The organism is Bacillus sp. NPDC094077, assembly GCF_050279465.1.
Classification (GTDB): domain Bacteria; phylum Bacillota; class Bacilli; order Bacillales; family Bacillaceae_G; genus Bacillus_A.
Genome location: NZ_JBNNUF010000011.1, coordinates 92452 through 115259 on the forward strand (window position 1 = coordinate 92452; position 22808 = coordinate 115259).

Annotated in this window: 21 protein-coding genes, 1 riboswitch and 1 other annotated feature; of the genes, 17 read left to right on the top strand and 4 right to left on the bottom strand. The window is 34.6% G+C overall.

What is annotated here, in order from left to right:
- Positions 1 to 80 precede the first annotated feature (80 nt).
- The gene (locus ACQKNR_RS22385) at positions 81 to 215 is read right to left on the bottom strand and encodes a DUF3934 domain-containing protein (protein ID WP_000047591.1); all 135 of its coding nucleotides are present in this window, start codon (positions 213 to 215) and stop codon (positions 81 to 83) included.
- 407 nt (positions 216 to 622) lie between these two features.
- Positions 623 to 881: a binding site (T-box leader), on the top strand.
- A gap of 70 nt (positions 882 to 951) precedes the next feature.
- Here ACQKNR_RS22385 and asnA point away from each other — a divergent pair.
- A complete protein-coding gene (gene asnA / locus ACQKNR_RS22390) occupies positions 952 to 1935 on the top strand; it encodes an aspartate--ammonia ligase (protein ID WP_427320699.1) in 984 nt (327 codons plus the stop codon).
- A 228-nt stretch (positions 1936 to 2163) separates the two neighbouring features.
- Here asnA and ACQKNR_RS22395 read toward each other — a convergent pair whose 3' ends face one another.
- Positions 2164 to 3393 (bottom strand): aspartate kinase, encoded by a 1230-nt coding sequence (locus tag ACQKNR_RS22395; RefSeq protein WP_427320701.1) that lies wholly within the window; start codon positions 3391 to 3393, stop codon positions 2164 to 2166.
- A 201-nt stretch (positions 3394 to 3594) separates the two neighbouring features.
- Positions 3595 to 3781: riboswitch (Lysine riboswitch) on the bottom strand.
- A gap of 192 nt (positions 3782 to 3973) precedes the next feature.
- On the opposite strand from ACQKNR_RS22395, the gene ACQKNR_RS22400 reads away from it, so the two are divergent.
- The 5 genes from ACQKNR_RS22400 (at position 3974) to ACQKNR_RS22420 (ending at position 8987) form a co-directional block, all read left to right on the top strand.
- On the top strand, positions 3974 to 4882 hold the full coding sequence (locus ACQKNR_RS22400) for a DoxX-like family protein (RefSeq protein WP_427320703.1): 909 nt from the start codon (positions 3974 to 3976) through the stop codon (positions 4880 to 4882).
- A 4-nt stretch (positions 4883 to 4886) separates the two neighbouring features.
- Positions 4887 to 5498 carry a DUF4166 domain-containing protein gene (locus ACQKNR_RS22405; protein ID WP_427320705.1) on the top strand — a complete coding sequence of 204 codons (612 nt, stop codon included), beginning with the start codon at positions 4887 to 4889 and terminating at the stop codon, positions 5496 to 5498.
- Between the two features lie 5 nt (positions 5499 to 5503).
- Positions 5504 to 7129, top strand: a complete 1626-nt coding sequence (locus tag ACQKNR_RS22410; protein WP_427320707.1) for a YndJ family protein — start codon at positions 5504 to 5506, stop codon at positions 7127 to 7129.
- A gap of 283 nt (positions 7130 to 7412) precedes the next feature.
- Complete coding sequence (locus ACQKNR_RS22415; RefSeq protein ID WP_427320709.1) at positions 7413 to 8675, top strand: MFS transporter; 1263 nt, start codon at positions 7413 to 7415, stop codon at positions 8673 to 8675.
- Between the two features lie 33 nt (positions 8676 to 8708).
- Positions 8709 to 8987 (top strand): hypothetical protein, encoded by a 279-nt coding sequence (locus tag ACQKNR_RS22420; protein ID WP_427320711.1) that lies wholly within the window; start codon positions 8709 to 8711, stop codon positions 8985 to 8987.
- Between the two features lie 15 nt (positions 8988 to 9002).
- On the opposite strand, the gene ACQKNR_RS22425 is transcribed toward ACQKNR_RS22420, so the two are convergent.
- A complete protein-coding gene (locus ACQKNR_RS22425) occupies positions 9003 to 9467 on the bottom strand; it encodes a hypothetical protein (RefSeq protein ID WP_427320713.1) in 465 nt (154 codons plus the stop codon).
- 525 nt (positions 9468 to 9992) lie between these two features.
- Here ACQKNR_RS22425 and ACQKNR_RS22430 point away from each other — a divergent pair.
- From ACQKNR_RS22430 to ACQKNR_RS22450, 5 genes are all read left to right on the top strand, one after another.
- Positions 9993 to 10805, top strand: coding sequence for a polyphosphate kinase 2 family protein (locus tag ACQKNR_RS22430; protein WP_427320715.1), 813 nt, complete (start codon positions 9993 to 9995; stop codon positions 10803 to 10805).
- Between the two features lie 180 nt (positions 10806 to 10985).
- Positions 10986 to 11525 carry a PadR family transcriptional regulator gene (locus ACQKNR_RS22435; RefSeq protein ID WP_427320717.1) on the top strand — a complete coding sequence of 180 codons (540 nt, stop codon included), beginning with the start codon at positions 10986 to 10988 and terminating at the stop codon, positions 11523 to 11525.
- 36 nt (positions 11526 to 11561) lie between these two features.
- On the top strand, positions 11562 to 13325 hold the full coding sequence (locus tag ACQKNR_RS22440; RefSeq protein ID WP_427320719.1) for a DHA2 family efflux MFS transporter permease subunit: 1764 nt from the start codon (positions 11562 to 11564) through the stop codon (positions 13323 to 13325).
- A gap of 317 nt (positions 13326 to 13642) precedes the next feature.
- The gene (locus ACQKNR_RS22445) at positions 13643 to 14032 is read left to right on the top strand and encodes a YrdB family protein (RefSeq protein WP_427320721.1); all 390 of its coding nucleotides are present in this window, start codon (positions 13643 to 13645) and stop codon (positions 14030 to 14032) included.
- 96 nt (positions 14033 to 14128) lie between these two features.
- Positions 14129 to 15397, top strand: a complete 1269-nt coding sequence (locus ACQKNR_RS22450; RefSeq protein WP_427320723.1) for an MFS transporter — start codon at positions 14129 to 14131, stop codon at positions 15395 to 15397.
- Between the two features lie 57 nt (positions 15398 to 15454).
- On the opposite strand, the gene ACQKNR_RS22455 is transcribed toward ACQKNR_RS22450, so the two are convergent.
- On the bottom strand, positions 15455 to 16438 hold the full coding sequence (locus tag ACQKNR_RS22455) for a ketoacyl-ACP synthase III (RefSeq protein WP_427320725.1): 984 nt from the start codon (positions 16436 to 16438) through the stop codon (positions 15455 to 15457).
- A gap of 180 nt (positions 16439 to 16618) precedes the next feature.
- Here ACQKNR_RS22455 and ACQKNR_RS22460 point away from each other — a divergent pair, with 180 nt between their 5' ends.
- The 6 genes from ACQKNR_RS22460 (at position 16619) to ACQKNR_RS22485 (ending at position 22779) form a co-directional block, all read left to right on the top strand.
- Positions 16619 to 17167, top strand: coding sequence for a cobalamin biosynthesis protein CbiN (locus ACQKNR_RS22460; protein WP_427320727.1), 549 nt, complete (start codon positions 16619 to 16621; stop codon positions 17165 to 17167).
- A gap of 482 nt (positions 17168 to 17649) precedes the next feature.
- Positions 17650 to 18909, top strand: coding sequence for a GTPase HflX (hflX, locus tag ACQKNR_RS22465; RefSeq protein WP_427320728.1), 1260 nt, complete (start codon positions 17650 to 17652; stop codon positions 18907 to 18909).
- A 222-nt stretch (positions 18910 to 19131) separates the two neighbouring features.
- On the top strand, positions 19132 to 20343 hold the full coding sequence (locus ACQKNR_RS22470) for an MFS transporter (protein ID WP_427320730.1): 1212 nt from the start codon (positions 19132 to 19134) through the stop codon (positions 20341 to 20343).
- Positions 20344 to 20353: 10 nt separating this feature from the next.
- Positions 20354 to 21271 carry a cysteine synthase A gene (cysK, locus tag ACQKNR_RS22475; protein ID WP_427320732.1) on the top strand — a complete coding sequence of 306 codons (918 nt, stop codon included), beginning with the start codon at positions 20354 to 20356 and terminating at the stop codon, positions 21269 to 21271.
- A 77-nt stretch (positions 21272 to 21348) separates the two neighbouring features.
- On the top strand, positions 21349 to 21861 hold the full coding sequence (locus ACQKNR_RS22480; RefSeq protein WP_427320734.1) for a GNAT family N-acetyltransferase: 513 nt from the start codon (positions 21349 to 21351) through the stop codon (positions 21859 to 21861).
- 93 nt (positions 21862 to 21954) lie between these two features.
- Positions 21955 to 22779, top strand: coding sequence for a DUF4037 domain-containing protein (locus tag ACQKNR_RS22485; protein ID WP_427320736.1), 825 nt, complete (start codon positions 21955 to 21957; stop codon positions 22777 to 22779).
- Positions 22780 to 22808 lie beyond the last annotated feature (29 nt).

Genomic DNA, 22808 nt, shown 5'->3' on the forward strand with positions numbered 1-22808 from the left:
AACTTATGAGAGCATAGCTTTTTTGTTGTAATAATTATATTTTGTTTTGTACAAAGTAAAGAAATCAAATGCTATTTAGATTACTTCTTTGTGCCTTTACTTTTGTATGGCTTTGCAGCTTTCTTTTTCTTTGCGCTTGATTGCCAACGGTTCCATCCTTTACTTCCTGTGCCTTGTCCTACACCTTTTTTCGGTTTTGCTTTCGTTTTGCTCATATAATCACTCCGTTATATAAAAAATCTTATTTGATAATAGTCAATGATTTAGAAAATACTCTTGATAAATGACTATGTTTGCTTTAAGTAAAAACAAACTGCTTGAATGGTATAGTATATCATGAATTTGCAAGTAAACTGAAAGGAATTACAAAGAAAATGAAAATAATAAGAAATACTGCGGATTCTATTTTTCGAACGATTACATTACTTGTTGTGTATATGTTAGTTTCGGTTAGTGAAACGTTTTTTGGATTGACGAGGCAAAAGAAATAAAGACGCTATATTAAAAACAATCAATAAAGCCGTAAAATAGAGAATTGAAAAATATTTTAAAACTTTTTGTTGACTTTCTCGATTTTTTGTATAGAATAATCATTAATAAAATGTTTCAGAGATGTGACAACAAAACGACTATGAAAGGACGAGTAGTAGTAGGACGTAGTCTAAGCGAGTCAGGGGTGGTGTGAGCCTGATACGAAGCCTATTATGAAGAACCTCCTGGAGTTGCTAACCGAAATCCTTTATAGGAAAGTAGACTTAGCCGGGAACTTCGCCGTTACAAGAAGAACAGTATCGAGATACTTCATCTCCGTACTGTATAAGTGAGCAACCTCTGTTGCTAATTTGGGTGGTACCGCGGAACCAAAGCCTTTCGTCCCAGTTTTTTGGGGAAGAAGGGCTTTTTTTGTTGGCTTCTTTTCACAACATCCAAACATTTTAGGAGGAAACCACCATGTATCAATCATTAATGACAGTAAGAGAGACTCAAATTGCAATTAAGGAAGTTAAAACATTTTTCGAGGATCAATTAGCAAAACGTCTTGGACTATTCCGCGTATCTGCACCATTATTCGTAACGAAAAAATCAGGATTAAACGATCACTTAAACGGTGTAGAACGTCCAATTGAATTTGATATGTTACATTCAGGAGAAGAATTAGAAATTGTTCATTCACTAGCGAAGTGGAAACGATTTGCAATACATGAATATGGATATGAAGCTGGTGAAGGTTTATATACAAACATGAACGCGATTCGTCGTGATGAAGAACTTGATGCAACACATTCCATTTATGTTGACCAATGGGATTGGGAAAAAATCGTTCAAAAAGAATGGCGTACTGTAGAATACTTGCAAGAAACAGTAAAAATAATTTATGGAATATTCAAAGATTTAGAAGATCACTTATTTGAAAAATACCCGTTCCTTGGAAAGTATTTACCGGAAGATGTTGTTTTCATTACTTCCCAAGAACTAGAAGATAAATATCCAGAATTAACACCGAAAGATCGTGAACATGCAATTGCGAAAGAACACGGTGCAGTCTTTATTATCGGAATTGGTGATGTGCTTCGTTCAGGTGAAAAGCACGATGGACGCGCAGCTGATTATGATGATTGGAAATTAAACGGTGACATTTTATTCTGGCACCCAGTACTTCAATCTTCATTCGAACTATCATCAATGGGAATTCGTGTTGATAGTAAATCACTTGATGAACAATTAACGAAAACGGGTGAAGACTTCAAACGTGAGTATGATTTCCATAAAGGTATTTTAGAAGACGTACTACCATTAACAATCGGCGGTGGTATTGGACAATCAAGAATGTGCATGTACTTCTTACGTAAGGCACATATCGGTGAAGTTCAATCTTCTGTATGGCCTGACGATTTACGCGATGCTTGTAAGAAAGAAAACATTCATCTGTTTTAATAATAGAAGTGAGAGAGAATAGCTCAAATATAGAGCTATTCTCTCTTTTTTATTAAATGCGAACTTTTTTTGAAAATATTTTCACTTCAGCAATGTATATTTCAGTAAAAGTTTTTTATAAAACATCACTTACTTTTTTGTCACTTTACACTATGCAAACAGCTTTTTATTTAATAGGAAGGAAATAGATTAATATGATTTTTTATAAGCTTTACTGAAAATATTAAATTAGCCCATGTGTACTAAAGGTTCAATTTTCGCCATAAATGATTGATGAAGTGCTTCAACACCTGTTACTAAATGAAGGCGGTCGATAACGACAGACACTTTAATTTCTGATGTACTTACCATTTTAATATGAATATCTTCTTCTTTTAAAGTAGTGAACATATTAGCAGCAACCCCCGGATTAGATACCATACCAGATCCTACAATTGATACTTTTGCTAAATGATTTTCATGTTCTACAGACCCATAGTGAAGAGTTTCTTGATATTGTTCTAACACTTCTAAAGTCTCTCTTAAATCATTAGAGTGAATTGAGAAGGAGAGGTGAACAGTTCCTTCATTTGTAATACTTTGAATAATAATATCTACATTAATATGTGCCTCTGCTAATGTAGAGAAAACTGTTGAAAGTGAACCTTGTTCTAATCCTTTAATTGTAACGCGTGTAATATTATCTTCAAATGCAATACCTTTAACGATTGATTGTTGTTCCATGTTACATTCTCCTTTTACAATTGTTCCGTTTTCTTGTTCCATACTTGAGCGAACTTCTAAAACGACATTATGATTTTTAGCAAATTCAACAGCACGTGGATGTAATACACCAGCACCGAGATTTGCAAGCTCTAACATTTCGTCATAAGAAATTTCATCTAATTTGTAAGCATCTTGTACAACTCGTGGGTCTGTCGTATATACACCTGTCACATCTGTATAAATATCACATTTTTTCGCTTTTAATGCCGCCGCTAATGCAACAGCTGTCGTATCAGAACCACCACGGCCAAGCGTTGTAATTTCATTTTCTTCACTGATTCCTTGGAAACCAGCTACGATAACAATCGTACCTTCAGCAAGATAAGACTGAATTCGATCTGTATTAATATCAGTAATCCGTGCACTACTATGTACAGATTCAGTCGTAATACCAGCTTGCCATCCTGTTAATGAAATTGCGTTATAACCTTTTGCTTGTAGTACCATTGTTAATAATGAAATAGTTACTTGTTCTCCTGTCGATAGAAGCATATCCATTTCACGTTTGCTTGGATTTTCAGCAATGGCGTTAGCAAGTGCTACAAGTTCATCTGTACTTTTCCCCATTGCTGAAACGACAGAGACAATGCTATGACCTCGTTCATATTCTTCAATAATTAAATTTGCTACATGTTGAATGCGTTCAATGCTCTCGACAGAAGTACCACCAAATTTTTGTACAATCGTTTCCATTACGAATTCCTTCTTTCGTCCATTTTTAAGAATAGATTAGGACATATACAAATCCCAATATTCCTGTAGTTACCAGAGAGAAAAGCAAAAAACACCATCTCAAATAAGTGAGGATGGTGCTGTTACAGGAAAAGGGAAACAGAAAACGGAGCTAATAAAAAAACCGCCAAAAAAGGAATATCATAAAGATGATATCTCTTTTTTGTAGATAGCTCTTCATACGCACACGTCTGTACATATGACAGTTCTGTTTCTATTCGAAAACAGCCCCAATTGATAAATGCAGAGAAATTTATCAATTTCGGCAACACTTCCTTTCATCTAATTTCATAGACATCTCTGTGTCTCCATTAGAATACTCATAAGTATTGCAACCTCTATCTCACGTTTTAGGCGAGAGTGTTTGATTTATGAAGTTGTTGGTAACATTTGTTTTATAATAATTTAAATTTTTCAGGGAATCAAGTGTTTTATATATATTTTCAAAATTCTTTCTTTTCCGAAAAAAAGTTTGTGAAAAATGTAGCAAAATAAATTTATTATATGTACATTAAAAATATAGAGTATAGGAGGTGGAAGCATGAAAAGGAAAAGGTCTATTTATGTTGCGACAGAGATGAAAACAACAATGGAGAAATTATGGGAATATACGCAAGAACCAGACATACATACAGAGTGGGATGCTCGTTTTACTGAAATTTCTTATTTAGAGAAGAAAGAGGGAGAACCGCAGAAGTTTTTATATAAAACAAAGATCGGTTTTGGACTTGAAATAGCCGGAGAAGGGGAATCGATAGGTGAAATAAGAAAAGAAACTGGTGAACGGATTTCTTCTTTGAAATTTTGGACAGAAAATACATTATCACTTATACAAATAGGGCGTGGTTATTGGAAGTATACACCGCATAAAGAGTGTATTCATTTTGAAACGCAATATGATTATGATACGAGATTTGGTCATATAGGAAATGTGATCGATTCATATATGTTTCGTCCTTTATTAGGATGGGCGACAGCATGGAGTTTTGACGCTTTAAAATTGTGGCTAGAAAAGGAGCTGCATCCTAGTCTACTAATTAGAAGAACGATTACGTATTGGCTCGTTTGTTTTTTATTTGCTTTCGTATGGATATATCAAGGGATTGTCCCAAAAATAATCTTTAGCCATCCAGAAGAAGTGAAGATGCTTTCAATACTAATTGGGTCGAATGAGAGTAGTATTTTTATACTTAAAATAGTTGGGTTGTTAGAAATAATATGGGGTGTTATGTGGTTATTGCCACTTCAAAAACGAAAGTTGTTTATATTACATATTGGTATGTTAATAGGTTTAACTATAGTGGCAGGATTTACGAATATCGCAAGCTTTACACAACCGTTTAATCCAATTACATTAAACCTCCTTTTAATAGGATTATCGATTGTAGGTTATATAAATAGCTTTGATTTGCCAAGCGCAAAAAATTGCAAGCGGATGAGAAAGGGATAAATGTATGGCTAATATTTACGAAAGACTATTAGGGGATTCTTATAAGAAACTTCATCCAAAATTACAGAAACGCTATGAGATTACAGAAGAATATAGCTTCATCGGAGAAGGGAAGATGGATGAAATTTACGGAGGTTCTTTTTTCGTTAAAATGATATTAAAAATTGCATCGAAGTTCCGAATGTTTTTTTCTGAGCGGGGGCAAGAAGTTCCGTTTACGATACATAATTCCGCTGAGCGGGATGAACATGGAAATGAATTTGTACGGTGGAATCGTACCTTTTATTTTCATAATAAGAAAAGATATTTTAACGCCGTTATGCAGCTGGATGAAGAAGAAAATAAAATTGTTGATTATTTTGGTGAACCACATTTACTCGTTTCTACATTGAATTTTTATATTGATGATATGGGGGCAATGCATATTTCTTCTTCTAAACAATGGTTTTATATGTTTAGAAGAAAAATACCATTACCGAAATTTTTATACGGAGAAGCAAAAATTGTTGAAAGCTATGATGAAACACTACAATGTTTTCTAATTCATGTACAAGTACGAAATCCGTTAATTGGGTCACTATTTTCATATAAAGGAACATTTGTGGAAAGGAAATAAACGAAATGAAAAATATAATATTTGGACTTGCTTGTTATATTGTTTTTCTAATATGTGAGTGGTCGAATATAAATCCTGTTGAAGCAATTATATTATTATCTGTTTTATTATTTATACCGATGTCTTTTTGTATTATTGATAAAAAAACAAGAAATGAATCGTATTTATTATTGTATAAATTCGTATCGTTTTTATATCCAGTTGCAGCAATTTGTGCAATGCTAGCTTTCGTAACAAATCATTTTGTTTTTGCACTCCTTTGGTTTATATATACAGGAATTATCGCGTTATTTGGTGTTAGTAGGTTGCTAGAAAGAGGATGGAAGCCTTTAGAAGAAACAGCTATAGATAGTGCGTTTATTTATTTGTTTTTAGGAGGTTTTTGGTTTTTTGCTTCAGTATGGAAGCTTAAAATTATGAATTTTAGTTCAGATATAGTTTTACTTACAGCTGCACATTTTCATTACTCAGCATTTCTATTACCACTATCAGTTGGATTACTTGGAAGAATAAGAGAAAAGAGAAGTAAACTTTATGATGCTATTACACTTATCATCGTTATTTCTCCAATGACAGTTGCTATAGGAATTACATATTCGAGGATATTTGAATTTTTTGCAGTTGTGCTATATTTATGTGCTATTTATGGATATGGTATTTACGTTTGGCGAACGAAATTTAATTCGATTACTGCAAAGGTGCTCTTAATTATTTCGTCAAGTACGCTCATGGTAACGATTATGTTCTCGCTCATATACTCATATGGAAATTTGAAACAAGTAATGACAATTACAATTGCACAAATGGTTTGGATTCACGGTGTTGTAAATGGAATTGGAGTAGCGTTACCGGCATTTGTCGGCTGGATGGTTGAAAAGAGTGTTCCGAATTATAAATATTACGGGAAACCCATGAGCCAATTAAAAGGGAGTTCTACAGTCGGAGAGATGTTTTTACATAATCAAAACGTAATAGATAGTAAAGAATATAGTGGAATAGTTGAAAAAATGAATGATTTCCATAGTGATACATTTCATAAAACGAAGATACCTGTAAGTATTATTCAATTTTATGAGAATACGAAAGAGTATCATTTACAAGCAAACATTAGCTGGGCACGTTGGTTTCGTCCATTCGCATCTTGTTATGAAAAAATAAGTAAACGTGTAGGACAAATACATTTAGGAATGGGCGACAAGTGGGAAACGATGCATGGCTCTATCGTTAGTGTTATAGATGAGAAAGATGGAAGGGAAAACGTAAGAGCTTGGCTAAGACAAAATGAAGAAGGAGAGTCTATTTTTGTAGCCCTTTACTCAAAACATACACACGAGAATGAGACATATATGAATATCGGATTACCTTTACCATATTCGAATATGACGGGTATTTTGAGATTACGCAATGATAATGATGATTTAATCATTACTAGTAAGTTAAGAGAAAACGGTAAGGGAGATGAGGGGATTTATTTATATACTCGTTTTTTAACAATGCGATTACCGTTAGCAGAGACTTTTATCATTAAAGAGAGCGCTGATCACACTTTAACAGCTCACCATAAAATGTGTCTATTCGGAATGGAGTTTTTACATATTCATTATAAAATTAACAAAATTGAGAAGAAATAAGAAAAGCTTGGAGAGGTTTCCAAGCTTTTTTTATGGATAATTGTTAAATGGATATGTGTATACCTTCTGGATAATTTAACAGATTAGGAGATTTCATTTGCGATATCTTATTATTACGTTGAATTATACTCGTATTGTTTTGGAGTAGGGTGAGTTTGATTCTTGAATTTTTTTGGTAATTTTATCCTAATATGAATTATTTCGTATATAATTAAAAGTGTAATAGTTTTAATTTTCTGCATTCAATTCAAGTATTAGGGGTATCGGAAAAGAGGAGAGAAAAATGCAAGGGGAAGTACAAACAGAAAAAGGTTTAGGATATGTCGGCAAATTACTGTTGCCAGTTAAAGTGTCACGGCATTTTAAGTTTTTGTGGATTGGACAATTGTTTTCAACATTAGGGAGTTCTATAACAATGGTTATTTTGCCAGTCGTTGTATACTCATTAACTGGTTCAACAGTTGTAATGGGGATGACTATGGCAATGTATATGCTACCTAATATTCTTGCTTTACCGTTTGCAGGGTTAGTTGTAGATCGAATTGACCGAATAAAATTAATGTTATTTACAGATATAATCCGCTCTATATTAATGCTATTACTTGCATCGCTTATATTTATGGATTTGTTAACGATTACACTTTTATATGTCCTCGTTGCCTTATACGGACTTATGGAAGGGATATTCCAGCCAGCATATTCTGCTGTGAGGGCGAAAGTATTCGTACCTGAAATTCGTAATGCAGCTAACGCACTCACACAAATGAGTAATCAAGGCATACGGTTAATTGGACCAGCACTTGGTGGATTAATCGTTTCAGTTACATCTGCAGGAATAGGATTTGGACTAGATGCAGCAACGTACTTATTATCATTTTTATGTTTATTATTTTTAAAAGAAATTAAGTTTAAAAAAGTAAAATCGATTGAAAGGAATAAGGTCGATTACAAAACAGATTTTATGGAGGGCGTTTTAGTTCTAAAAAGTCATCCGTGGCTGTGGATTACAATTTTAGTTTTTTCTTTCGTGAATATTTGTTATGCCGGCATTATCGTCGTATTAATTCCATGGTTGTTTAATGTTCATCATCATTTTGATGCTTACGTTTACGGACTAGGAATGGCATCTTCTGGTGGTGGGGCTGTAATAGCTGCACTAATGTTTGGCGGGAAGCAGCAGTGGCAGAAGAGGGGATTGCTTGCTTATGGAGGTGTGTTAATAAGTGGGCTGGCACTTTTAATTATGCCTTTCATTTCTTGGGCACCTGTTTTAATAGTTTTAATGGCAATTGAAGGGTTCGGTATGATGATATTTGGCCTTATTTGGGAAACGAGTTTACAAGAGCTCGTGCCGGAAGAAGCTTTCGGAAGAGTAGCAAGTCTAGATATGTTAGGATCATTTGCATTATTGCCACTAGGATATGTAGTTGTTGGTTGGTTAGCGAATGTAATAGGCGGAGAGGTAACTATACTAATGCTAGCACTATTAGTAATCTTTACAATTGCAATTGCGGTATCTGTTCCAAGTATTCGTAAGTTTGATTAATAATTTAGATTAAAATGAAAGGAGTTATCTTATATGGTTGTACATTACCTCAACGATTTTTTAGTATCGGAACTAGAAGACGTATATGTTGTAAAAGAACAGGTATTTGATGCGAAGAATTTCACTGTATATATTGTGACTCCTGTTGATAATGAAATAGAGTATGAACGACTCATATTACTGAAGCATTTTTCTAATGAAGAGCCTTCTGTACATATTTGGGAAACAGGTATTTGTAAGGAAGCAACGAAAATGGAAATTGCAAACGAAGTGACAGAAGCGATCCAATCTGGTTTCATAAACAAAGACTAAGCCATAAAGCAAGGCTTAGTCTTCATTAAATACAAATGTTTGTTTCATTTTCTTACCCTCATTTACCGGATGACCGCTGTAAGAGAAATTCTTCTCTTCCCAAGTGATAACGACTTTAAAATTATGGCTATTAAAGTCTAATGGAAATACCATGTAGTCAAAGCTTGTATGACTTTCAGAAATGTTTACATCAGATGTAGTAGGTTTAAAGGTAGCTTTAGATGTAGGATTGTTATCAAGTATTTCCACAGATACATTTGATACATCATTACCGATGTTTTTTACGAATAAACTATACGTATCATATATACCTTGTTTTGGCTGGATTGCTTGTTTGTTTGAGTTATGAGATTTATCAATTTCGATATACCATTGTTTAGACTTTGACACAATTGGTAGCGACTGAAATGTGTAAGCACTAGCTTGCATTGGTAGTGCGATACAGATAAGCACAAAGAGAGAGAATATTATTCGTTTCATCTTTATAGAACTCCCATTCTGTAATGGATTTATTGGTTATTATCTTCTCTTTGTGATTGAATATACCATATAATGTAAGGTGGAGTGTTAGGAATCATTATATTATTTACCATGACTATATTCGGCATAGTTGTGTATGTAGTAAGAAAAAATAAATTTGTTTTTTCTATACTTAATTTCCTACTATTATGCGGGATTATTTTATCGATTTCTTTAATTTCTGGTATATATGATCCGTATGCTGATACACATTCGATTCAATCGAAATAAATGAAATAGTGAACATAGGGGAAATGTGTGTTGAGAATAGTAGTAATCATTGGCTTTACAATGTTTTCTTATTTTTTACCAGAAGGGGGATTTCACCTATAATTCGCTTCTAGTATAGGTGATGTAATAAGGCTTCAATTTTTTGTGTCGTAATATAAAGGACAGCTCAAAATAAGTCAAAATGAAAGTGAATATGAAAAAATTCCCAAAAATATGTTAAAATAACATTGTCATACAACAAGGGGGATTTGTTTTATGGAAAATGGGCATCTTGCTAAAGTGGATTTAACGAAAAAAAATGAATCGAAATCTAAGTACAATAAGAAACTCGAAAGATACCAAAGACGTTTATTAGCGCTGCAGCAAATTTTAAAAGAAGAAAAAATTGCGGTTATGCTCGTTATGGAAGGTTGGGATGCGGCAGGTAAAGGTGGAGCGATTAAGCGGGTGACGGAGCACCTTGATCCACGCGGTTTCCAAGTAACTCCAATTGGAGCACCTGCACCTCATGAAAAACGGTACCATTATTTGCAACGTTTCTGGAGGAAAATTCCTCAGTACGGGCAAATTACTATTTTTGATCGTTCATGGTACGGCCGTGTGTTAGTTGAACGTGTTGAAGGTTTTGCTACAAAGGAAGAGTGGAAGAGAGCATATGATGAGATTAATGATTTTGAAAAACTATTAGCAGATGACCATTACATAATAGGGAAGTTCTTCTATCATATTAGTAAAGATGAACAGTTAAAGAGGTTTAAAGATAGAGAGAAAAATCCTTTGAAAAGATGGAAAATTACAGACGAAGATTGGCGTAATCGTGAAAAATGGGATGATTATGTCGAAGCGATGGAAGAAATGTTTGAAAAAACAAATAAGCCAAATGCTAAATGGCAAATTATCGCGAGTAATGATAAATTATACGCACGTTTGAAAACATTGAAAGTGATTATTTCATTAATTGAGGAATATTTCTTAGAGCATGGTATAGAATTACCTTCTTATTATTATGAAATAAAAGAAGGTAAGACAGAGGACTTTGAAACTAATCAAGATGTAGTTATAAAATAGTACAAAGCTTGAATATGAAATATAAAGAAGAACCATCCTGTAACTTTGGGAAACCAAATTACAGGATGGTTTTTTTATTTAGAAACATTTTACAATTTACAGAATAAGGTATATAATCAACAATCATATTAACATTGTTAATATGATTGTTGATTATATACTACACGTGGGGGTTTTATTTTGAAGGGAAGAGATGTTGTTTTAGGTTTATTAATGGAAAAGGAATTGTCTGGTTATGATATTAAAATTGTGTTCGAAGACGTATTTACTCATTTTTTTGATGGGAGTTTTGGTATGATTTATCCAACTTTAAGACAATTGGAAAAAGAGGGGAAAATAAAAAAAGAGGTTGTTATGCAAGAAGGGAAACCGAACAAGAAAATGTACTTTATTACAGATGAAGGGCGTGAAGAGTTTTATCAATACATGCAAACGGATGTAGAGAAAGACGTTTTACGTTCGGATTTTTTAATGAGAATGTACTTTGGTAATTATAGTGATGATACGATGATAAAAAAATGGATTGAAGACGAAATTAAAAGGAAAGAAGCGTATATTGCGGATCTTCGTTTGAAATATGAAAAGTGGAGAGAAGGTATTACTTTTGTTGAGGAAATTTCACTCGATGTAGGTATTGCATCGTATAGTGCGCAAGTAGAGACGTTGAAGAGAAAATTAGAACAGTTAGAAGCGAAAGAAAATAATAAAACAGAAGAATGAAAAATACGCTCACAATAAATAAAGGGGTAGATGAACATGGAGCAATCAAAGGGTATTAAGATTGTCTTTTTAATGTGTTTAGGTATCTTTCTTTGTATGATTGATACGACAATTATGAATATAGCTTTACCGGCAATACAATCGAGTGTAAATACTTCATTAGAAAAGATGTCATGGGTATTAAATGTTTATACAATGACAATTGCAGTACTCGCCATTCCGTTAGGACGGATAGCTGATATTTTTGGGAAAGCAAAGATGTATATTCTTGGTTTGGTGATTTTTGGTGGCGGATCAGTACTTTGCGCTTTTGCTAATACAGGTGATTTTCTCATTTTTTCTCGTTTTATACAAAGTGTTGGCGCTGCAATTTTATTTCCAACAAGTATGGTAATTGGTGTATCAGCTATGCCATTAGCTAAGAGGCATGTTGCACTTGCAATATTAGGAATAACACAAGGATTATCAGCGGCGATGGGACCAGTAATAGGCGGAATTATTACGCAAAATTTAGGATGGAGATGGGTGTTTTTCGTCAATGTTCCAATTTGTATAATAGGAATTGTTTTATGTAGTATCATGCTACAAATAAAAAATGAAGAACGTATTATCTCAAAAATAGATTGGATGGGACTTTTTCTAAGTAGCTCAGCAATTTTTTCATTTACTCTCATATTAGTAAAAGGTAATACATGGGGATGGCAAAGTAATATTGCTTTGTCTTGTTATGCAATTAGTGCTATTTCTCTTATTCTATTTGTTTTAGTGGAACGAAAGATTCATAATCCGATGGTGAACTTAAAATTATTTAAAGATCGAATGTTTGTAGGAGCATCTATTGTTGTTATATTAAGTAATTTATTTTTAATCGGAGTTACTGTACTGCTTCCAACCTTCCTGACTAAAATACAATACCGTACGGAAATTGAAGCTGCTTTTTTAGTGACACCTATTTCAGCGATGATATTTCTTGTTTCGCCAGTTGCAGCAACTTTAATAAAAAAACTGGGGAAAGTAGCTATTATTTTGTCGGGATTTCTTGTTATGGGCCTAGCGTATTATTGGTTACAAATGATTGACGTCAATTCAACAAATATAGAAATTATTATTCCATGTATGATATTAGGTGCTGGATATGGCTTAGTAGTGGGACCAATTACTGTTTTAAGTGCATCTTCGTTTGAAGGGGAATTATTAACTGCTTCTCAAAGTGTTGTCTCGATGTTACGACAAGTTGGAATTGTATTAGCGGTCGCAATATTTGTATCTAACTTAACTCACAATTTAACTGTAAATAAAGAGAATGTATATCGTTATGCAGAAGAAAAAGTGCGGAATATTCATGTGAATAGTGCCGAGCAAGCTGAGATTTTACAAATGATTAAAGAGAAAATAGAGAATCAAAGTTTAGAGTCTAACATAAATAAGAAACAAAATGAAATTACAATGGGATTAAGTAAAGAGAAAAAGGAAGAAGTAATTCATAAAAAGACGGATGAAATATTAAGCGGGATTCCAGTAGAATATCGAGATATGAAAAGAGAAGAAGTAATAATGCAAGTAATAAAAGAAGTTGAAAAGCAAGAGGAAAGTGTAAAGAAAGAAGTACTCGCATTTTCAAATGATGTAAGTCAGTATGCCAAAAATAAGATGGCTATGAGCTTTACTGATTTATATAAAGCAAGTGTTCCAGTTATTTTAATTTGTGCTTTAGTAAGTTTGTTGTTTTTGGAAGGGAAGGCTTTCAGTAAAAGAAGAGGGAAAAAGAGTAGTAGGGGAATTGTAAGAGAAATAGGCTAAATATGAATTGCATTCTAATTATCGAAAGTTGGCTATTAACAAGGGAAAGAACTCCACGGTAACGGGTGAAACGTAAACTGTGGAGTTCTTTCCTTTGTACTTATAGGTATATGTATCATTGTCATTAAGTATTTGCTTCCATTCATTATCTTTCAAGATCATGTTTTCGAATCTAAGAAAGATAAACTGTATAGTATGAATAAGTTGTATAAGTATTTTTTACATGCAAAGAATGGGCACGTATCAAGTTCAAATAAAGGATGTATAATATTATTTTTATAGGATTCTACATATGTTTTTCAAAGGGGGTTCTTTATATGTCTATAAAACATATAAATCTGGTGATTCGATTTTTTCTAGAACTATGTGCTCTTGCATCACTATGTTATTGGGGCTTTCGATTTTGGGAAAATGTATATGTAAAATATGTTTTTGGTATTGGTTCACCACTACTTTTTGCGATAATATGGGGGATTTACATTGCACCTAAAGCATCATTGAAAATGCCAGAACCATATAGGTTTATGTTAGAAACTATATTGTTTGGAGTTACCTCGGTTGCTCTATATGTTGTTGATCAAACAACCTTTGCTATTATTCTTGCAGTGGTATTTATAATAAATCGCATGTCATGTAGTCTCATACTGTATTTTAATGCTAAGTTTCTTCACGAAAGAAACTTAGCATTATTTAAAGTGGAGGAGTAATGAAATATGAAAAAATTTAAGTGTTATAAATTTGGGGATTTTGTTGTTCTATAGTACATTAACAAGAGGTATTAGTTTTATAGAGAGGGTGAGGAAATGAGAGATACAGCAGGTGCTTCAATAAGTAATCATATGTATACAGAAGAAGACCAACAAAAATTATATAAACGAACATTAATAATCGTCAGCATTTCACAAATGTTTGGCGGGGCGGGATTAGCTGCTGGAATTACAGTAGGTGCACTTCTTGCGCAGCAAATGCTTGGAACAGATGCATATGCAGGTTTACCGGCTGCTATGTTTACGTTGGGATCTGCGGTAGCGGCTTTCATAGTAGGAAAGCTTTCGCAACGATATGGACGCCGAGTAGGACTTGCAACAGGTTTTATGGTAGGTGGACTTGGGGCTATTGGAGTTGTATTGGCAGCTTTAACAAATAGTATTATTCTTTTACTAGTCTCTTTACTCATATATGGTGCAGGTACAGCTACGAATCTACAAGCTCGTTATGCTGGTACGGATTTAGCGGATAAGAAGCAACGAGCAACTGCTATTAGTATTACGATGGTGATGACGACTTTTGGTGCAGTTGCAGGACCAAATTTAGTGGGAGTAATGGGAAGTTTTGCTCATTCTATTGGAATTCCTGAACTTGCTGGGCCGTTCATCTTATCAGCGGCAGCTTTCATACTTGCGGGTCTTGTACTTTTCGTTATGCTTCGTCCAGATCCATTAATTATTGCTAACATAATAGAAAAATATAAACAAGAACATACATATAAAGGGCAACCAATAACAGAAGAAATGATAGAAAATAAACGTGGTGTTACTGTTGGAGCAATCGTAATGATACTTACTCAAGTGGTGATGGTTGCGATTATGACGATGACGCCAGTTCACATGGGACACCATGGTCATGGATTAAGTGCAGTAGGTCTTGTGATTGGTTTTCATGTAGGTGCAATGTATCTTCCATCTCTCGTTACAGGGATGTTAATTGATAAAATTGGCCGAACTACGATGAGTATAGCTGGTGGAGTGATTTTACTTGCAGCGGGTGTCACAGCTGCGATAGCACCGAGTGATTCTTTAATATTATTAATTGTTGCTCTTTCTTTACTTGGATTAGGATGGAACCTCGGATTGATTAGTGGTACAGCACAAATCGTTGATTCCACAACTATTTCTACACGTGCTAAAACACAAGGGAAAATAGATGTTTTTATTGCGTTAGCCGGAGCTTCAGGTGGAGCGATGTCAGGAATGGTAGTAGCTAATTCCAGTTATGCCGCATTATCATTAGCGGGAGGAGTGTTAGCATTATTGCTGATTCCTGTTGTGATATGGTCTCGGACTGGTAAATAAATTTCATATAATTAAAAAGAGGTTCTAGTTATTTTCTAGAACCTCTTTTTAATATGTTTAACTTAAATCCCACTCCACAATAAGCCCTAAATGCGTAAGCCCACCGCCAAATCCGTATAGTAAAAGTGTGTCTCCATTATTTAATTTTCCTTTTTTTCTAGCTAAATCTAAAGCGAGTGGAATGGAGGCTGAAGATGTATTCCCCATATATTTCACACTTGTTAAAGTCTTTTGTATTGGAATTTCAGATTTCTCACAAATAGATTCAATCATTCGTAAGTTAACACTGTGTGGTACGAACCAGTCTATATCATCTATTTGCATATTTGCGGTATGTAATAATTTTTTTATACCTGCAGGCACCGTGCGTGTTGCCCATTTATATACTTCTCTCCCATTTTGAACGATTTTTTCATTTGTTTGCAGTGGTGTGCCATTCATAGTAGTAGATAAGTTTGTTCTGTATAGATGAATACCACCATCACCGTTTGTTCCCATATGAGTACCGATAAAGCTTGGTTTGTTTTCATCTCTTTCTAATAAAAGAGCTCCAGCACCATCACCGAACAAAATACAGGTCGTTCTATCGGTGTAATCAGTAACTTTCGATAATGTCTCTGTCGCTATGACAAGTACTTTTTGATGTGATCCAGAAGTGATTAAGCTATTACCGACGTGCAGACCATATGTGAAACCAGCGCAAGTCGCGTTTAAATCAAAAGCTAGTGTATGAGGTATGTTGAAGTATTGTTGTATTTGGCAAGCAACACTAGGGAAAGCATAGTCAGCAGTAGTTGTAGCGACGATGATACAGTCGACATCTTCTAAGCTTTTCTTAAATGCTGTACATAAATTTTCAATTGCTTTAATGGCTAAGTGAGAGGAGTATTCTTCTTCACTAGCGATTCTTCTTTCCTTCATTCCTGTTCTTTGCACAATCCATTCATCATTCGTATGGACCATCTTTTCTAAATCGTTATTAGACAATACTCGATCTGGAACATAAGTACCAATTGCGGTAATACGAGATTTAGAATTCATAGGAACATCTCCTAACTTATTTTTATAACCTGATACTAATATCAGGTTATAAAAATGTCAATAAAGACTTTTATTGTATTGAAACAATAATGTTTAATTCACTGTGGAGGAATTTGGCGAGTGGCGTAAAAATAATATACGAGAAGTTTCTAAAATTGATAATGAAGGGAGTTGAGCTCCTTGAAAAGAATTTTGCGCATGTTGCCTGTTGTAATTATTTGTATTTTTATTATTTTTTTAGATAAATCTTATGCGTGTGATTGTATCAACGTATCAGCAGAAGATGCATTCAAAAAAAATGATGTAGTGTTTGAGGGGAAAGTAATTGAAGTTGGTAGGAAAGAGGGGGTTGGAACTGAAATATTATTTGAAGTGAAGAACATTTGGAAAGGGACAAGTTCTTCGCAAATTATTATTTATACAAATGGTGGCGATTGTGCCTTTCACTTTTTAGAGGGAGGAGAGTATTTAGTGTTTTCCTCTAAAAGAGGGGAAGAGAAATACTTATACACACATAGTTGCAGTGGAACAAAGAGATTAGATGAAGCAGAGGTGGAGAAAACGGCTTTAAGTCATATTGCAAAAGGGTCTGTTCCGACGAAGAAAGTAAATTTAAAAGGTGAAATGGTGAGCAGTTTAAGTTTGTGGCAAGTTGCTATGATTTTCATAGGCCTGTTATTGATAATTGCTTTTGTTATTTTTATTGTGAGACAAATTCGCAAAAAATGACGATTAAAGTAAATATATATAGATTTTCTTTTTGTTTCTATAGGTGGTTTAACCTTGTGAAAGCGAATTACTTATGCTACACTTTATGTAACTTAAAATGAACGGAGGGGCTTCCTTTGATCTTAATCAGATTACGTCTCAATACTTTGTGCCGATAATTGAATAGCGCTCAAAGGCTCTGTCTGTGTACAGAGTGAACGGGATTGGTCTGCCTATTTTAAAGGAACCCTTTATTAAGCTCATATGTGAAAAAGAGGGAGGGACGAATACGCCCTCTTTTTGTTTTGCCTTTAAAAATAGAATGAGATAGTATAGGTGAACACTTGTTGTGGATACGTATATTACCTTGGGACTTATTGACTATGAGATAGGGTGAAAGTATAACTTTCTTCTATTTCTTTGGTGAACCCTTATCCGTTTACGAAAGCACAGGCAGTGACCTGTGCTTTTTATTTACGTAATCGAAATGGAGGAATAAATATATGGAAGAATTATTACAAAGAGCAGTTTTAGTTGGTGTAAATTTAGGTAATGAAAGTGATTTTGCATATTCAATGGAAGAGTTAGAAAATCTTGCGGAAGCTTGTGATGTAGAGGTAATCGGGCAGGTGACGCAAAATTTACAACGAGTAAATCCATCACATTATATTGGAAAAGGAAAGATTGAAGAAGTAGCAGCTTATGTAAAAGAAATAGATGCGAATATGGTTATCTTTAATGATGAATTATCGCCGTCACAAATTCGAAATCTAGAAGAAGATTTAGACTGTAAAGTTATTGATCGTACCATTTTAATTTTAGATATTTTTGCGCAACGTGCGAAAACGAAAGAAGCGCAGTTGCAAGTAGAAGTAGCGCATCTTCAGTACATGATGCCTCGTTTAATCGGTCTTCGTGAATCGTTAGGAAGACAGAGTGGTGGTGTTGGCACGAAAAATAAAGGTGTTGGTGAGAAGAAATTAGAGTTAGACCGTCGTAAAATTGAAGAACAAATTGCAGTTTTAAATAAAGATTTAGAAGCACTTGTTGCCCAGCGTCAAACGCAACGAAAGCAACGCAAGAAAAATGAAATACCAGTTGTAGCATTAGTAGGATATACGAACGCAGGAAAGTCAACGACGATGAATGCAATGCTTGAAATTTATAATGGCACGGAAGAAAAACAAGTATTTGAAAAAGATATGTTATTCGCGACGTTAGAAACATCTGTACGAAATATTGATTTGCCAGATAATAAATCGTTTTTATTAACGGATACAGTTGGATTTGTAAGTAAATTACCACATCATCTTGTAAAAGCCTTCCGCTCAACGTTAGAAGAAGTAGCCGAAGCAGATTTACTTATTCACGTTGTAGATTACGCAAATCCAAACTATGAACAATTAATTGATATTACAAATGAAACGTTAAAGAAAATTGGCGTGGAAAATATCCCGACAATTTATGCATATAACAAATCAGATATGGTAGATGTTGAAATTCCAAAAGTACAAGAAGATCGCGTTTATTTATCAGCGAAGAAACATGTTGGAATTGAAGAGCTTGTAGAAATGATTCGCTCATACATTTATAAAGAGTATACGAAGTGTGAAATGTTAATTCCGTATGATCAAGGGCAGGTAGTTTCTTATTTCAATAATCATGCGCACGTTTTATCTACGAGTTATGAAAACGAAGGTACAAAAATTGAATTAGAATGTAAGACGAGTGATTACGAAAAGTATAAGCGTTTTGCGATTTAATTTGAGAGGCAACCCAGTATGCGATTGGGTTGCCTTTTTCTGTAATGTTTTACTGCTGAAAGTTACATAGATGCAAGCGAATGACGGGAGTTTGGATCATAATAAGTTGTATTTCTGGAAAAAGAAATGAAAGCAGTATAGAATAGAAATGTTTCAAAACTCAGAATTTATTACACTTACTGTAATAAATATATATTTTGTACAGAAAGGGGAGATTCATATATGCAGGCAGTTTCACAAAAAAATACAGTGGAAACACCGACAATATATCGAATTTTATTTGCGATTAGCTTCGGACATTTTCTAAATGACTCGATGCAAGCAGTTGTGCCGGCGTTGTTTCCTATTTTGGAAAAAACGATGAATTTATCCTATATGCAAGTAGGGTGGATTGCGTTTGCTTTAAATATGACGTCATCGATTATGCAGCCGGTTTTTGGTATGTATTCAGACAAGAAGCCGTCACCATTTTTATTACCGCTCGGTATGTTTTCAAGTATGCTCGGGATGATTGGACTCGCATTTGCACCGAACTTTATTATTGTTATTATTTCTGTTTTATTTATTGGATTAGGTTCCGCGGTCTTTCATCCAGAAGGCGCCCGCGTTGCTTATATGGCGGCCGGTGCAAAACGGGGTTTAGCACAAGCAATTTATCAAGTAGGAGGAAATACAGGGAATTCTCTAGCCCCTATTTTTACAGCATTAATTTTTGTTCCTCTTGGTCAAATTGGTTCTTTAGGTTTTACAGCCTTTGCGGCAGTAGGAATTGTATTACTTATTTTCGTATCAAATTGGTACAAAAATGAATTAGCGACTGGTGCTGTAAGAAGGAAAAAGAGAGCTGCGCTTGAGGCAGAAAATGCAATTGTAAGTAGGCACATTAAATTCGTTATAATACTTCTTGTTTTTCTAACATTTGTACGCTCTTGGTACGGTGCAGGTATCGGGAATTTCTATCAATTTTACTTAATTGAGCATTACGGTTTATCTATAAAAAATGCACAGTATTTCGTATTCGCATTTATGATTGCTGGTGTATTAGGCACTTTCTTCGGTGGACCGTTAGCAGATCGATTTGGTAAGAAAAATATTATCGTATTTTCAATGCTAGGGTCGGCGCCGCTCGCACTATTATTACCTCATGTTTCGCTCGTGTGGGTTGTACCGTTATTTTTATGTATCGGTTTTATTAGTTCGAGTAGTTTTAGTGTAATTGTTGTATATGCACAAGAACTTGTACCTGGAAAAGTAGGGATGGTATCAGGACTAATTGTAGGTCTTGCGTTTGGACTTGGAGCTTTAGGGGCTGTAGTTCTTGGGAAATTAGCTGATATATATAGTCTACAATTCATTATGCTATTATGTAGTTGTCTACCATTAATTGGACTTACTTCATGGTTACTACCAAATGATAAGAAAACGATAGAATAGGAGATGCACTATGAAATTGTGTGAGAATGTTACAGAATTAATAGGAGATACACCTGTCGTCCGATTATCTAAATTTGTTCCAGAAGACGCAGCTGATGTGTATGTGAAACTAGAAATGTTTAATCCGTCACGCAGTGTGAAGGATCGTGCTGCTTATAATTTATTTCACGTTGCTGAGGAGAATGGTCTCATAAAACCAGGAGATACAATTATTGAACCGACGAGTGGGAACACTGGAATTGGTCTAGCGATGAATGCTGCTGCTAAAGGCTATAAAGCAATTTTAATAATGCCAGATAATATGTCAAAAGAGCGAATTAATTTATTGAAAGCATACGGAGCAGAAGTAGTTTTGACACCGGCAGAACAAAGAATGCCAGGAGCAATTGCGAAGGCGTTAGAACTGCAAAAGCAAATACCGAATAGTTTTATTCCGCAGCAATTTGAGAACCCAGCGAATCCGAATATCCATCGTTATACGACTGCACTTGAAATTTATGAACAAATGGATGGTGAGCTCGACGCTTTTGTAGCAACGGCTGGAACTGGTGGGACAATTACAGGAACAGGTGAAACGTTAAAAGAAAAACTACCCGACTTATATATTGCAGTAGTAGAACCGAAAGGATCTCCCGTTTTATCTGGTGGTGTTCCAGGTCCACATAAACTAGTAGGAACAAGTCCAGGATTTATACCGAAAAACTTAAATACAGAAGTGTATAACGAAATTATTCAAATTGCAGATGAAGAGGCATTAACGACAATGAGAAACTTAGCAAGACAAGAAGGTTTATTAGTTGGACCATCCTCTGGAGCTTCTGTATACGCTGCTATAATGATAGCGAAGCGTTTAGGTGTTGGTAAAAAAGTTTTATGTATTGCGCCTGATACAGGGGAACGTTATTTGAGTATGGGGTTATTTGAATAAAAGTGATGGAAACACCTTAATAGTGAAATAGAGCTATTAAGGTGTTTGTTTTAAGTTAATAAGAGGGGAGAAGGACAATGAAACTATTAAAACCAACACGTGAATATAGTGAACAAATTATAGAGTATCAGCAGGCATTTTCACATGAAGGGGAACAGCCACACGGTAGTAGTTCTTTACAAAATTTTGATTCTCTAGATGAATGGTTTGTAAAAGTGCGTATACAAGAAGTAGGAGAAAACTTACCACTCAATCGAGTACCATCTAGCCAATTTTTAAGTTTTGAAAAAGGAGAACTTATAGGTTTTGTGAATATTAGACATCGATTAACTCCAGAATTATTGCTGGAAAGCGGTCATATCGGTTATAGTGTCCATCCGAATAAACGTCGCCAAGGTTACGCTACGAAGCAACTTCAACTTTCATTGGTTGCGGCACAAAAATTAGGATTGAAGAAAGTGTTAATAACTTGCGATAAATCTAATATTGGTTCTGCTAAAACGATTCAAAAGGTGGGCGGTGTGTTAGAAAATGAAGTGGTTTCTTCGCATACTGATGAAATTGTTCAGCGTTATTGGGTAGAAATATGATTTAGTGGGAATTTGAAAAGGTAGTGTAATGTGTGATATCGAAATAGATAAATGAAAAGTAAGGGAATTACTGTAGTTCTAGGGGGAATTGAAATGGGATTAAGAGAGATAGCGCTAAAAATGTCGGAGATTTATAGGGGAAATCTGAAAGTCGAAGCTATCATTTTAGCAGGTTCTGTAGCAAGAAAGTTAGAAGATGAGCATTCTGATATTGAATTACATATTTTATGGTCAGCGCCGCCAGAGGATGAGGATCGTAGGGCTCCTATTCATCGTATTGACGGGACGATTTTATCCTATCATCCGTATGAGGAAGAAGAATGGTCGGAAACGTATTTGACGAAAGAAGGAATTAAACTGGAAATTAGTAACTTTTTAACAAAAACAGTAGAGAAAGTTATTTCAGACGTTGTAGATCAATACGATATAAATTATGAAAAACAATGTATTGTGTCATCCGTTCATGATGGTGTTAGTTTGTATGGGGAAGAGAAAGTGAATGAATTAAAAGATAGAGTGGCGGCATATCCAGAAGAATTAGCAAAACGGATGATTTCAGAAAACCTTTGGTTAAGCAATCGTTGGCATAATCGAGAAGCGCTTTTGAAACGGAAAGACTGGCTTATGCTATATGATGTTATTTGTGAAGTACAAAGGAACGTATTCGGGGTCTTATTTGGTTTGAATAGAATGTATGTACACCATCCAGCGTTTAAATGGATGCCATATAATGTAGAACGAATGACTATTAAACTTGAAAATTTATATGAGCGTATGGCGAATACGTTGATAGGGAGTCCAGAGTATAGTGTACAGGAGTTAGAAGTGTTAATCGAAGAGGTATTACAGTTAGTAGAACAATATGCTCCAGAATTAAATATTGCTGAGCAGCAAAAACGTATTCAATATGCGAAGTAAAAAGAAGAGCTGTAACAACAAGTTACAGC